Source organism: Galbitalea soli, from assembly GCF_010686725.1.
GTDB lineage: Bacteria > Actinomycetota > Actinomycetes > Actinomycetales > Microbacteriaceae > Galbitalea > Galbitalea soli.
In genome coordinates this window covers 172,660-185,838 of sequence record NZ_JAAGWZ010000003.1, presented here as the reverse complement: position 1 = coordinate 185,838, position 13,179 = coordinate 172,660, and the positions used below count along the sequence as shown (strand labels likewise).

Annotated in this window: 13 protein-coding genes; 9 read left to right on the top strand and 4 right to left on the bottom strand. The window is 70.1% G+C overall.

The window, feature by feature from the left end; genetic code table 11:
- Positions 1–49 precede the first annotated feature (49 nt).
- From purD to purQ, 6 genes are all read left to right on the top strand, one after another.
- Complete coding sequence (gene purD / locus G3T37_RS11155) at positions 50–1,288, top strand: phosphoribosylamine--glycine ligase (protein WP_163473974.1); 1,239 nt, start codon at positions 50–52, stop codon at positions 1,286–1,288.
- Complete coding sequence (locus G3T37_RS11150) at positions 1,288–2,154, top strand: phosphoribosylaminoimidazolesuccinocarboxamide synthase (protein ID WP_163473973.1); 867 nt, start codon at positions 1,288–1,290, stop codon at positions 2,152–2,154. Before purD ends, G3T37_RS11150 begins: the two co-directional genes overlap by 1 nt.
- A 969-nt stretch (positions 2,155–3,123) precedes the next feature.
- Positions 3,124–3,996: a VOC family protein gene (locus G3T37_RS11145; protein ID WP_163473972.1), complete on the top strand. Its 873-nt coding sequence runs from the start codon at positions 3,124–3,126 to the stop codon at positions 3,994–3,996.
- 14 nt (positions 3,997–4,010) lie between these two features.
- On the top strand, positions 4,011–4,631 hold the full coding sequence (locus G3T37_RS11140; protein ID WP_338401243.1) for a nucleoside/nucleotide kinase family protein: 621 nt from the start codon (positions 4,011–4,013) through the stop codon (positions 4,629–4,631).
- 65 nt (positions 4,632–4,696) lie between these two features.
- On the top strand, positions 4,697–4,960 hold the full coding sequence (purS, locus tag G3T37_RS11135; protein ID WP_163473970.1) for a phosphoribosylformylglycinamidine synthase subunit PurS: 264 nt from the start codon (positions 4,697–4,699) through the stop codon (positions 4,958–4,960).
- Complete coding sequence (purQ, locus tag G3T37_RS11130; RefSeq protein WP_163473969.1) at positions 4,960–5,658, top strand: phosphoribosylformylglycinamidine synthase subunit PurQ; 699 nt, start codon at positions 4,960–4,962, stop codon at positions 5,656–5,658. Before purS ends, purQ begins: the two co-directional genes overlap by 1 nt.
- A 112-nt stretch (positions 5,659–5,770) precedes the next feature.
- On the opposite strand, the gene G3T37_RS11125 is transcribed toward purQ, so the two are convergent.
- Positions 5,771–6,955, bottom strand: coding sequence for a mechanosensitive ion channel family protein (locus G3T37_RS11125; protein WP_338401242.1), 1,185 nt, complete (start codon positions 6,953–6,955; stop codon positions 5,771–5,773).
- A gap of 155 nt (positions 6,956–7,110) precedes the next feature.
- On the opposite strand from G3T37_RS11125, the gene purL reads away from it, so the two are divergent.
- A complete protein-coding gene (gene purL / locus G3T37_RS11120) occupies positions 7,111–9,420 on the top strand; it encodes a phosphoribosylformylglycinamidine synthase subunit PurL (protein ID WP_163473967.1) in 2,310 nt (769 codons plus the stop codon).
- A 200-nt stretch (positions 9,421–9,620) separates the two neighbouring features.
- Positions 9,621–10,487: an aldo/keto reductase gene (locus G3T37_RS11115; RefSeq protein ID WP_163473966.1), complete on the top strand. Its 867-nt coding sequence runs from the start codon at positions 9,621–9,623 to the stop codon at positions 10,485–10,487.
- A gap of 6 nt (positions 10,488–10,493) precedes the next feature.
- On the opposite strand, the gene G3T37_RS11110 is transcribed toward G3T37_RS11115, so the two are convergent.
- From G3T37_RS11110 to G3T37_RS11100, 3 genes are read right to left on the bottom strand one after another with little or no spacing between them, the layout of a single operon-like run.
- Complete coding sequence (locus G3T37_RS11110; RefSeq protein ID WP_163473965.1) at positions 10,494–11,432, bottom strand: SDR family NAD(P)-dependent oxidoreductase; 939 nt, start codon at positions 11,430–11,432, stop codon at positions 10,494–10,496.
- 52 nt (positions 11,433–11,484) lie between these two features.
- The gene (locus tag G3T37_RS11105; protein WP_163473964.1) at positions 11,485–11,820 is read right to left on the bottom strand and encodes a chorismate mutase; all 336 of its coding nucleotides are present in this window, start codon (positions 11,818–11,820) and stop codon (positions 11,485–11,487) included.
- Between the two features lie 9 nt (positions 11,821–11,829).
- Positions 11,830–12,471 carry a GNAT family N-acetyltransferase gene (locus G3T37_RS11100; protein ID WP_163473963.1) on the bottom strand — a complete coding sequence of 214 codons (642 nt, stop codon included), beginning with the start codon at positions 12,469–12,471 and terminating at the stop codon, positions 11,830–11,832.
- A gap of 49 nt (positions 12,472–12,520) precedes the next feature.
- Between G3T37_RS11100 and G3T37_RS11095 the strand changes: the two genes are divergently transcribed.
- Positions 12,521–13,129: a maleylpyruvate isomerase family mycothiol-dependent enzyme gene (locus G3T37_RS11095; RefSeq protein ID WP_163473962.1), complete on the top strand. Its 609-nt coding sequence runs from the start codon at positions 12,521–12,523 to the stop codon at positions 13,127–13,129.
- The last annotated feature ends 50 nt before the right edge of the window (positions 13,130–13,179 follow it).

Genomic DNA, 13,179 nt, shown 5'->3' with positions numbered 1-13,179 from the left:
GCGCCCCCGGGGGGTCACCGCGGCACCCGCCGCCGGGTACCCTTGCCTCGTGCGAATTCTTGTCCTCGGCTCCGGCGCGCGCGAGCACGCGATCATCAGCTCACTGCTCTCGGAGTCGGAGCAGCACGAGATCACGGCGGCTCCCGGCAACGCGGGCATCGCCGCCGTCGTGCCCGTCGTCGCGCTCGACCCCACCAACGGCGATGTCGTCGCCGAGTACGCGCTCGAGAACGCCATCGACCTCGTCGTGATCGGACCGGAGGCGCCCCTCGTGGCGGGCGTCGCCGACAAGCTCCGCACGCGCGGGATCCCCGTGTTCGGACCGGGCAAGGCGGCTGCGGCGCTCGAGGGCAGCAAGACCTTCGCGAAGCGGATCATGGACGAGGCCGGCGTACCGACCGGCCGTGCCACCCGGGCCGGCACCCTCGACGAGGCGACGCAGGCGATCGACGAGTACGGCGCCCCCTACGTCGTGAAGGCGGACGGGCTCGCGGCGGGCAAGGGCGTGCTCGTGACCCCCGACCGTTCGGCGGCGATCGCCCACGCCGGATACTGGCTGCAGCACGGCAGCGTGCTCGTCGAAGAGTTCCTCGCGGGCCAGGAGGTCTCGCTGTTCCTCCTCAGCGACGGCCACACGGTGCTGCCGCTCTCCCCCGCGCAGGACTACAAGCGCGTGTTCGACCACGACGAGGGGCCCAACACCGGCGGCATGGGTGCCTACTCGCCGCTTCCGTGGCTGCCGGAGGGCTTCGTCGACGAGGTCATCGACACGATCGCGCTGCCCACGATCCGGCAGCTCGCGGCCGAACAGAAGCCCTTCATTGGGCTGCTCTACTGCGGCCTCATCCTCACCGCCAAGGGCATCCGCGTCATCGAGTTCAACGCCCGGTTCGGCGACCCCGAGACCCAGGTCGTGCTTCCGCGGCTCATCACCCCGCTCAGCAGTCTCCTGTTCGCGGCCGCGACGGGCGGGCTCGGCGAGCTGCCGCGACCGGAGTTCCGTGACGAGGTGGCCGTGACCGTGGTGCTCGCGAGCGAGGGGTACCCCGAGAACCCGATCACCGGGCGCCGCATCGGCGGGCTGGCCGACGTCAGCGGCGTGACGATCGCGCACGCGGCGACCGCGGCATCCGAGGGCGGCTACCTGGCGACGGGCGGACGCGTGCTCAGCGTGGTGGGGCTCGGACGCGACTTCGCGGAGGCGCGCGCCAAGGTCTACGCGGCGCTCGAGACCATCACCCTGGAGGGCGGCCACTACCGCCACGACATCGCGGAGCGGGTGGCCTGATGGCTGATATCGAGCTGACTACCCCCGGCTGGACCCACACCTACTCGGGCAAGGTGCGCGAGCTCTACGCGAGCACGGTGCTTCCGCCGCGGGTGCTCATGGTCGCGACCGACCGGGTGAGCGCCTTCGATCACGTGCTCGAGCCGGCGATCCCCGGCAAGGGCGAACTGCTCACTCGGCTGAGCCTGTGGTGGTTCGACCAGCTCGAGGGGATGCCCAATCACCTGGCTCCGCGCGAGGAGTGGTCGAGCATCCCGCCGGAGGTCGCCTCCCGGGCCATGCTCGTGCGCGAGCTCACGATGTACCCGATCGAGTGCGTCGTGCGCGGCTACCTCTCGGGCAGCGGCTGGGTGGAGTACCAGGAGAGCCAGAGCGTGTGCGGTGTGCCGCTTCCCGCGGGACTGCGCGACGGCGACCGACTCCCCGAACCGATCTACACGCCGGCCTGGAAGGCCCCGCTCGGGCAGCACGACGAGAACATCTCCTACGAGCGCACCGTCGAGCTCGTGGGGGAGACCGTGGCGGCCGCGCTGCGGGACCTGTCGCTGGCGATCTTCGGCCGGGCATCCACGATCGCGGAGGCCCGCGGGGTGATTCTCGCGGACACCAAGTTCGAGTTCGGCGTCGATGACGACGGCGTCGTGCGGCTCGCCGACGAGGTGCTCACCTCCGACAGCAGCCGGTACTGGGATGCGGCGGCGTACGCGAGCGGCAACAGAATCGCCAGCTTCGACAAGCAGATCGTGCGCGACTGGATGAAGGCCAACTGGGACGGCACGGGCGAACCGCCCGCGCTGCCGGCCGACATCGTCGAGCGCACGGCGGCCCGCTACCGCGAGCTGATTGCGACGCTGACCGGGGCGTGAGGCGCCGCGCCGCGGCCCCGGCCGCCCCGCGAGTTGGCACTGCCCCGCGAGTTGGCACTGCCGCGCGAGTTGGCACTGCCCCGCGAGTTGGCACTGCCCCGCGAGTTGGCACTGCCCCACGAGTTGGCACTGCCCCACGAGTTGGCACTTTTTGTGCAACTTTCGCGCGCAAACCCCCAAAATCGGCAACAACTCCACTAGCCAACGTCGAGTTGCACACAATGACGAGCGTCGGGCCGTCATCGGCCCGGCCCTCTCTCACCTTGGCGCTTGAATCACGAGTTGCGGTGGACTGTGCCGCGGCGCCGGGCGCGCCGCACAGCGATTGACGGGCGGCGGCTGACCCACGAAGTGCGGCGGGCCTATGAGACCAACCCGATCTCGGCACTGCTCCGAACGACTCTCATGAGAGGGTTCGCGCACGGCGCGCCCCACTTGGCCCGAACCCGGGGGGACACTGTTGCGCCGGCGGTCACCGCGACGCATTCGTCGCCGTGACGCGGTCCGCGGTGCGCGGCCCTCTCACCACGCGGTTGGGCTCTGTATCTGTCACCGCGCGAGTTCGCACTGCGTATCACCACCCGAGCTGGCACTGCGTATCACTACCCGAGCTGGCACTGCGTATCACTACCCGAGCTGGCACTTTTTGTGCAACTTGTGCGACTCGAGCCCAACAATCGTCAACAAAACCGCCCCCAAGGGTCGAGTTGCACAGATTGGCGAGCGTCGGGCCGTCATCGGCCCGTCCGTCTGTCTCGCCTGCGCACACACCCTGGTGGGCCGACTGCACCCTCGGTTTGTGCGACGTTTTTGTGCAACAACCCGGGTTGGGCCGAATGTGTGGGCGCAAATGACTCTCGCGCGGCCACAAGTTGCACAAAAAGTGACAGCTCGGGGCGGGGCCGGGCTCGGGGAGGGGAGGAGCGGGGAGGAGGGAATGCCGGGGGAGGGCGTATAGTTGAACATTCAATGAACTCCTCAGATCTTCTCGCCGCGGACACCTCCATGGGTCCGGTCACCCTGCTCGTCGCCGACCTCGACGCCGAGACGGCCTACTACCGGGACGCGGTCGCGCTCGACGTGCTGCACGAAGGCGACGGTCGCGTCACCCTGGGGCGCGGCACCACCCCGGTGATCATCCTCGAGCACTCCCCCGAGCTGAGGCACGCGGGCCCGCGCGATGCGGGACTCTTCCACACGGCCATCCTGTTCGACACCGAGCGGGCGCTCGCCGCCGCGGTGTACTCGGTCGCCCGGCGCCACCCCGGGTCGTTCACCGGCAGCAGCGACCACATCGTCTCGAAGGCGTTCTACTTCAACGACCCCGAGGGCAACGGCGTCGAGCTGTACTGGGATCGCGACCGCAGTCTCTGGAGCTGGACCCACGGCACCATCGAGATGAGCACCCTCTACCTCGACCCGAACGCCTTCCTCCAGGAGAATCTGACCGAGGAGGTCATCGAGAACCCGCACGACGGCGGCGCCAAGGTCGGCCACGTGCACCTCTCGGTGGGCGACACCCGCACGGCCCGCGAGTTCTACGTCGACCGGCTCGGCTTCGAGACCACGATCGAGATTCCCGGTCAGGCCGTGTTCGTGAGCGCGGGAAAGTACCATCACCACATGGCGATGAACGTGTGGAATTCGCGGGGTGCAGGGCGCCGACAGCGCACCCTCGGACTCGGGCAGGTCGACATCGTGGTGCCCAGTGCCGACGAGGTGGGCGCACTCACCGAGCGGATGAAGCACTTCGGCATCGACACGCGCGACGACGGCCAGACGGTCGCATTCGATGATCCGTGGGCCAACCTGATCCGCGTCACGGCCGCGCCTCTGGCGTGACCGCGCCACCGCCCGTGAGCGAGCTCCGATCCGTCGACGAGGTGGTCGCCGCCGTCGGGGCGGTCACGGACTCTGCCACTCGGGTCGTGATCGGCATCGCCGGGGCTCCCGGAGCGGGCAAGTCGACGATCGCCGACGCGGTCGTTCACGCGCTCGGAGCGCGCGCGGCGCTCCTCCCCATGGACGGTTTCCACCTGCCGCAGTCGGTGCTCCGCGACCTCGGGCGACGCGACCGCATGGGCGCGCCCGACACCTTCGACGTCGACGGCTTCCTGCGCGTGCTGACCGCGATTCGCGCGGGCGAGCCCGTGGCCGCTCCGGGCTTCGACCGCACCATCGAGGAGCCGGTCCCGCACGCGATCGTCATCCCGCCGTCGGTGCCCATCGTCGTCGTCGAGGGCAACTACCTGCTGCACGACGGCGACGGGTGGGCGCCCACGGCGGCGGCGCTCGACCTCGCCCTGTACGTGGAGGTGCCGCACGACATCCGCATCGCGCGCCTCGCGGCCCGTCACGAGCGGTTCGGCAAGAGCCCCGCGGATGCCCGAGCCTGGGCTCTCGGGCCCGATGAGTCGAACGCCCGCCTCATCGCGAGCACGGCCGGCCGGGCCGATTACGTGGTCCGCCTGGACTGAGCCCCCGCCCGGCGGCTCGGCTAGACTTGACCCATCCACCCGCTCGCGAACTCGCTGGAGATCCGGTGCCAACAATCGTTGTCGAAGTCATGCCCAAGGCCGAACTTCTCGACCCCCAGGGCAAGGCCGTCGCCGGGGCGCTCAGCCGTCTCGGCAAGACGCGGTTCACGGGAGTGCGCATCGGCAAGCGCTTCGAGGTGACCGTGGACGGCGAGGTCGACGCGGCCCTGCTCGCCGAGGTGCGCGAACTCGCGGTCGACATGTTCTCCAACTCGGTGATCGAAGACGTGGTGAGCGTCGACGTGCTGGATGCGGCGGTCACCGCCTGATGCGCATCGGCGTCATCACCTTCCCGGGCTCGCTCGACGACCGCGACGCGATCCGCGCCGTGGCGATCGCCGGTGCGACGCCGGTGGCCCTGTGGCACGGCGAGCACGACCTGCAGGGCGTCGACGCGATCATCCTGCCCGGCGGCTTCAGCTACGGCGACTACCTGCGCGCGGGCGCCATCGCCAGCCACGCGCCGATCATGGCCGAGGTCATCTCAGCCGCCGATCGCGGCGTGCCCGTGCTGGGCATCTGCAACGGATTCCAGATGCTCGCCGAGGCGCGGCTGGTTCCCGGGGCGCACACCCGGAACGCGCACCAGCAGTTCATCCGGCGCGACCAGCGCATGCGGGTCGAGAACGTGCGCACCGACTGGACCAACCAGTTCACCGCGGGCCAGGAGATCACGATCCCGCTCAAGAACGCCGATGGTCGTTTCGTCGCCGACGCCGACACGCTCGCGCGCATCGAGGACAACGGACAGGTCGTGTTCCGCTACATCGGCGTCAACCCGAACGGTTCGCTCAACGACATCGCGGGGGTCGCCAACGAGCGCGGCAACGTGGTCGGCCTCATGCCGCACCCCGAACACGCGACCGAGCCCGGCTTCGGTCCCGACACGGAGCTCGCGATGGCCTCCGGCGTCGACGGACTGCCCTTCTTCGAGAGCGTCATCGCCTCGTTCGCCGCCGCGGTCTGAGGCCGCGGGGAGAACAGCGCCCGCAGCGGTCTCACGCCGCGGGGAGAACAGCGCCGCCGCGGTCTCACGCCGCGGGGAGAACAGCGCCGCCGCGGTCTGAGGCCGCGCCCCCTCAGCTCGCCGAGGGCGGCACCGGCACCGGCACCACGATCGGCATCGAGGTCGTGAAGTTCTTCGCGCGCTGCTCCGCCTCGGCGTCACCGGTGAACAGTCCCGTGCTTCCCGTCTCGGTGGAGGGGCGCGTGTGCGGCCGGTCCGGTTCCTCATCGGCCGTTATCACCACGCGCGTCCGCGGCATGGCCGTCGGGTCCTGACGCTGGATCCAGTCGACGACGCCCTCCCGCACGAAGCAGCGCAGGTCGAAGAGGGTGGGCGCGTCGACCGCGGTCACCAGCACGCGCACGTGCACGAAGCCGCCCACGGCATCCGTCACCTGCAAGACGGATGCCCGGCGATCCCACAGCGCCGTGCGCCCCAGAATCCGCTCCAGCTCCGCCCGCATCTCCACCGGGTTCACGCGCCAGTCGAGGTCGAACTCGACGGCGCCGAGGAGTTCGCTGGTCGAGCGGGTCCAGTTCTCGAACGGGGTGGTCGTGAAGTAGGTGGAGGGGAGCACCAGGCGGCGGTCATCCCACACGTGCACGACCACGTAGGTGAGCGTGATCTCCTCGATGCGCCCCCACTGCCCTTGCACCACCACGACGTCGTCGACCCGGATCGCGTCGCTGAACGCGAGTTGCACCCCGGCGAAGACGTTGCCGAGGGTCGACTGCGCGGCGAGCCCCGCGATGACGCTGATGACGCCCGCGGAGGCGAGCACGGAGGTTCCGACCGCCTGAACGCCGGGGAAGGTCAGGAGGATGGCCCCGATGCCGATCACCACGACGATTACGGTCGCGAGTCGGCGCACGATCGCCAGCTGGGTCTGGGCCCGGCGGGCGAGTCGGTTGTCGGGCACGTCGGTGCGGTAGCGGCGCATGCCGAGGCCGATCGCGAAGGTGATCAGGCGCGAGACCAGCCAGGCGACGGCCGCGATGAGCGCGATCTGCAGGCCGTGCACGAGGTGGCCGCGCCAGGTGGGATCCGGGTAGTCGAGGCCGACCGCGAACCAGACGGCGATGATGAGCACGGTCAGTCGGAACGGATGCCTCGCCCCGCCCGCCAGCACCTTCGCCCAGTCCTTGCGCCGCGCTGTCGCCCGCAGCGACAGGGAGACCACGGCGATCACGATGAGCGCGGCGGCGATCGCGATCAGCGTCGCGACCGCGAAGCCGGTCCAGCTGTGCCAGATGATCACTGCTCCTCCTTCGGTCGGCGGGCGCGGCCGGCGATGGGGCGGCCCGACCCGGCTCAGCGCAAGTCTCGCACCCGCACCGGCCCGGACGGCGGGTCGCCGCGCCCGGTAGAATCGAGGCATCCCGGCACGCCCTCGATCCAGGAGCATCACGCCTCGTGACCACCGCAACGCCCTCCCCCGTAGCCGCCGACACCGTTGCGAATGCCGCGGCCACGCCCGATCGTGAGCAGCCCTACGCGGCGCTGGGGCTGAAGCCGGAGGAGTACGCGAGCATCCGCGAGATCCTGGGTCGGCGCCCCACCTCGGGCGAGCTCGCGATGTACTCGGTGATGTGGAGCGAGCACTGCTCCTACAAGAGCTCGAAGCCCTACCTGCGCCAGTTCGGGTCGAAGACGACCGAGAAGATGCGCCGCAACCTCATGGTGGGCATGGGCGAGAACGCCGGCGTGGTCGACGTAGGCAACGGCTGGGCGGTGACCTTCAAGATCGAGAGCCACAATCACCCGAGCTACATCGAACCGTTCCAGGGCGCGGCCACCGGCGTCGGCGGCATCGTGCGCGACATCATCTCGATGGGCGCCCGTCCGGTCGCCGTGATGGATGCCCTGCGCTTCGGCGACATCGACGACCCCGACACCGCCCGCGTCGTGCACGGCGTGGTGAGCGGAATCAGCTTCTACGGCAACTGCCTCGGCCTCCCCAACATCGGCGGAGAGACCTACTTCGACTCCGTCTACCAGGCGAACCCGCTCGTCAACGCCCTCGCCGTGGGTGTTCTGCGCCACGAGGACCTGCACCTCGCCAACGCCCGCGGCGTGGGCAACAAGGTCGTGCTGTTCGGCGCTCGCACCGGTGGCGACGGCATCGGCGGGGCGTCCATCCTCGCCTCCGACTCCTTCTCCGAGGGCGGCCCGACGAAGCGCCCGGCGGTGCAGGTCGGCGACCCGTTCGCCGAGAAGGTGCTCATCGAGTGCTGCCTGGAGCTGTTCCAGCAGGAGCTCGTGGAGGGCATCCAGGATCTCGGTGCCGCCGGAATCAGCTGCGCCACCTCGGAACTCGCCTCGAACGGCGACGGCGGCATGTTCATCGAGCTCGAGAACGTGCTGCTGCGCGACCCCACGCTCACCGCCGAGGAGATCCTCATGTCGGAGAGCCAGGAGCGCATGATGGCGATCGTGCGGCCCGAGAAGCTCGACGGTTTCCTCGCGGTCGTGACGAAGTGGGATGTCGAGACCAGCGTTCTGGGCGAGGTGACCGACACCGGCCGCCTGATCATCAACTGGCACGGCGAGGAGATCGTCAACGTCGAACCCCGCACCGTCGCGGTCGACGGACCGGTCTACAACCGTCCGGTCAGCTACCCCACCTGGATCGACGCTTTGAACGCCGACAGCGCCTCCGCGCTCGCGCGCCCGACCACGCCGGAGGAGCTGCGCGAGCAGGTGTTCCGCCTGCTCGGCAGCGCGAACCTCGCCGACAAGCGGTGGATCACCAACCAGTACGACACCTACGTGCTCGGCAACACCGCGCTGAGCTTCCCCGACGACGGCGGCATGGTGCGCGTCGACGAAGAGAGCGGTCTCGGCTTCGCCGTCGCGACCGACGCGAACGGGCGCTACTGCCAGCTCGACCCCTATCACGGCGCGCAGCTCGCGCTCGCGGAGGCGTTTCGCAACGTCGCCGTCACGGGCGCCACCCCGGTCGCGGTGAGCGACTGCCTCAACTTCGGCAGCCCGGAGAACCCCGAGGTGATGTGGCAGTTCAGCCGCGCGGTCGAGGGTCTCGCCGACGGGTGCATGGCGATGGAGATCCCGGTCACGGGCGGCAACGTGAGCTTCTACAACCAGACCGGCGATGTGCCGATCCACCCCACCCCGGTGGTCGCGGTGCTCGGCACGATCGATGACGTGGCGAAGCGCATCCCCTCGGGCTGGCAGGACGACGGCAACAACATCTACCTTCTCGGCGTCACACGGGAGGAGCTGGACGGGTCCGCCTGGGCCGGTGTGATCCACGACCACCTCGGCGGCACCCCGCCGACGGTCGACCTGGCCGCCGAACTTCGCCTCGCCGACCTCATCGCGGCCGCCAATGAGGAGAACATCATCTCGAGCGCGCACGACCTCGCCGACGGCGGGCTCGCGCAGGCGGTCGTCGAGAGCGTGCTGCGCTTCGGCGTCGGCGCGCGCATCTGGCTGGGCGAGATCATCGAGCGCGACGGGATCGACGCGGCGACGGCGCTCTTCAGCGAGTCCACCGGTCGTGTCATCGTCTCGGTTCCGCGCGAGGACGACGTGAAGTTCCGCGGTCTGTGCGAGGGGCGCGACTATCCGGCGCTGCGTATCGGCGTCACCGACTCGCAGGACACCCTCGAGATCCAGGACGTCTTCACGGCGACGATCGACGAGTTGCGCGCGGCGCACCGCTCGCCGCTGCCGGAGCGGTTCGGCGCGACGATCGGCTGAGCCCGCAACGCCGGCGCGATGTCGGCGTTGGCGTCGTGGTCTGGGTGAGCCGTCTGGCGATTCATCAGCATGAGTGCATAATCCCATCACTCATAGCAATTGGACACATGATCGCCGACCGACCAAGCTGGGGAGGGCGAGCGCTGCACCCGCATCCGCCGGGTCACGCCCGCTCGACCACCCCGAACGAAAGGCACATCGTGCAGCAGAGAGTCATCGGCGACACCACCGTCTCGGCCATCGGACTGGGCGGCATGCCCATGTCGATCGAGGGCCGTCCCGACGAGGCGCGCTCCATCGCAACGATCCACGCGGCCCTCGACGCGGGAATCACCCTCATCGACACCGCCGACGCCTACCGGATGCCCGCCGAGGGCGTCTCGCACAACGAACTGCTCATCGCGAAGGCCCTCCGCAGCTACTCCGGCGACACCTCGAAGGTGCTGGTGGCGACCAAGGGCGGTCACACCCGCAACGAGCCGATCGAGGGCTACTGGGGCCAGGACGGCCGACCGGAGTACCTGAAGAAGGCCGCCGAGGCCTCGCTCGCGGCCCTCGGCGTCGACGTGATCGGCCTCTACCAGTTCCACCGTCCCGACCCCAGCGTCGACTACGCGGACTCGGTCGGCGCGATCCGCGACCTGCTCGACGCGGGCACGATCCGCTTCGCCGGCATCTCGAACGCCAACCCGGAGCAGATCCGGCTCGCGAACGACATCCTCGGCGGCCGCCTCGTGTCGGTGCAGAACCAGTTCTCGCCCTCCTTCCGGTCGAGCGAGCCCGAGCTGGAGCTTTGCGACGAGCTGGGCATCGCGTTCCTGCCGTGGAGCCCCCTCGGCGGCATCAGTGGCGCAGGTTCCCTCGGCACCCGCTTCGCGGCCTTCCAGGAGGTGGCGGACGCGCACGGCGTGACACCACAGGTGGTGTGCCTGGCCTGGGAGCTCGCGAAGGCGCCGGTGGTCATCCCGATCCCCGGCGCATCGCGCCCGGAGTCGATCATCAACTCCGCGACCGCCGCCGACCTCGCGCTCACGTCGGAGGAGCTCGCCACACTCGACGCCGCGTAGGCGTCGTCACACCGCGAAGTGGATGCCCGTCGCCGCTTCGCTCTGCCGCCACAGCTCGGCGCCGAACTCCGGCGCCGCGCTGTCGGCGACGGGCTCCACGAGCACCGGTTCCCCCTTCACGCGACCGCGCGGGCCGAAGAACTGACCGCCCTGCGCACTCGGGTCGGCGGCCGCGCGCACGATGGGCCACGCGCCGCGATCCTTGCCCTGGGCGACGAGCCTCAAAAGGCGCTCGCCGGCCGCGCGACGCGGAGTCACGCGATCGGTGATGCCGGGGCGGAACAGCGAGAGCCCGTCGAGGGCGAAACCGGGATGCGCGAGCAGCGAAGACCGTGAGCTGCCCGCCGCGCGCAGCCGCCGGTCGAGCTCGAACGCGTAGCCGTGCACTGCGTGCTTGGAGTAGGCGTAGGCCTTCGAGAAGCTGTAGTCGCCGTGCGATTGCTGGAGGTCGTCGACGCGGACGCGGGTGAGGCGGGTGGCGAGGCTGCCCACCCACACGACCCGGGCATCCTCGCTGAGGGCGGGAGCAAGGAGCGCGGTGAGCGCGAAGTGCCCGAAGGCGTTGGTGCCCACGATCAGTTCGAGGCCGTCTTCGGTGGTCTGCCGCGTCGCGGACCCCGAGGTGAGGCCGGCGTTGTTGATGAGCACGTCGATGGGCCCGAGGCCCGTCAGGTGTTTTCCCGCGTCGAGAATGGACTCGAGCGACGACAGCTCGAGATTGACGTACTCGATGTCGGCGGCGCGCACCCGTGCGCGGATGGAGGCGGCGGCGAGGTCGGCGCGGTGCTCGGACCGTGCCGCGAGGATGATCCGGGCGCCCGCGCGGGCGAGCTGCTCCGCGGCGAAATAGCCGATACCGGCGGTGCCGCCGGTCACGACGATGGTCGTGCCGGCCTGCGTCGGAAGGATGACCGGGTCCCAGCCGCGGGCGTCGATGGAGCTCATGACACGACCCTAGCCGCGCGCCGTCCACGGCGGGCGACGGCGGCCGGCGGGATCAGACACTGTGGGTCTCGATGGCCCCCGTGCTCGCGATCTGCTCGTGGTGGTGGATGACCTCCGCGACGATGAAGTTCAGGAACTTCTCCGCGAACGCGGGGTCGAGGTGCGAGTCCACGGCGAGCGCTCGAAGACGCTCGATCTGCACGCGCTCGCGCTCCGGGTCGGAGGCCGGGAGGCCGCCCGCCGCCTTCAGGCGACCGACCTTCTGCGTGAATTTGAAGCGCTCGGCGAGCAAGTGCACGAGGGCGGCGTCGATGTTGTCGATGCTCCGGCGAATGGCGAGGAGTTCATCCATCGTGTCGTCGTCCGGGGTGGGGTCGCTGGCCTGCATGGATCGAATCTAGCCTCTCTCGCGGAACTCGACGGGTGCACCCTCCCACCGCGCGAGGCGCTGCTCGAGCCCCGCCCGCACCTCGGGCCACTCCTCGACGACGATGGAGAAGATCGCCGAGTCGCGCCAGCTGCCGTCGGCTCGCGGGCGATCCCGGCGCATGACTCCCTCGAAGGTGGCGCCGAGCCCGGCGATCGCGGCCCGGGAGCGCTCGTTGAGCACGTCGGCCTGGATCTTGACGCGTCCGAAGCCCGAGTCGAAGGCGAGCTGCAGCAGCAGGAGCTTCGACTCGACGTTCACCTGCGTGCCCCAGACTCGCGGGTCGTAGGCGGTCCAGCCGATGTGCGCGTGTTCGAGCGTCTCATCGAAGTCGGCGAGGGTCGTCGTGCCGACGATCGTGCCCTCGTGCGCTCCGCCGAGGAGCCGGATGGCGAACGGGTTCCCCTCCGCCCACGCGTAGTAGCCGCGCGCCCACTCGATGAACTCTCCGACCGTCGCCCGATACCCCTGCGGTCCGCCGCCGTACCCGCCCGCGAAGACCTCGGGATGACCGATCGCGGCGTGCAGCGCGGGAAGGTGCTCCTCGGTCAGCGGTTCGAGCCGCACGAATCGGCCCTCGAGCGGGGCGGGCAGCGGGCGGATCGCGGTCATGCACTGATTCTTCCAGTCCCCGGCGCCCGGGCCGTGCCACGATGGTGGGGTGCTTCACTCCGAATCGTTCGGTCTCGCCGCGGAGGTCTTCATCGGGCTGGTGGCCCGCATCCCCAGCTATCAGTGGAACGACCCGGGTCTCGGCGAGTGGACGGTGCGCGGCCTCGTGGGGCACACCTCGCGCGCGATCCTGACCATCGAGAACTACCTCGGCGCGGAGCCGGCGCCCGCGGTCACGGTCCCCGATGCGGAGACCTACTATCTGCGGGCCTTCGACGGGTTCACCGACAACGACGCGATCGCCGCGCGCGGGGTGGAGGCCGGGGAGTCGCTCGGTGCGGATCCGATGCCGCGGCTCACCGCATCCCTCGTTCGCGCGAGCGCGCTGCTGGCCGTGCAGGATCCGGCGCGCATCGTGGCGGTCGGCTCGATGGGCATCCCCGTCGACGAGTACCTGCGCACCCGCGTCTTCGAGCTCGTGGTACACAGTATCGACATCTCGCGCGCGACCGACCTTCCGCACGGGATGCCCGCCCGCCTGCTCGCCGACTGCGCGGGCCTCGCGGCGCGCGTCGCCGCCTTCAAAGGGGAGGGCGAGGACGTGCTGTTCGCGCTCACCGGCCGGGCAGCGCTGCCGCCGGGCTTCTCGATCTTCTGAGGCCCGCGCGCTCGTCTCGGGCGCGCTCTCGGGAATGTGGCGTGCCCGCG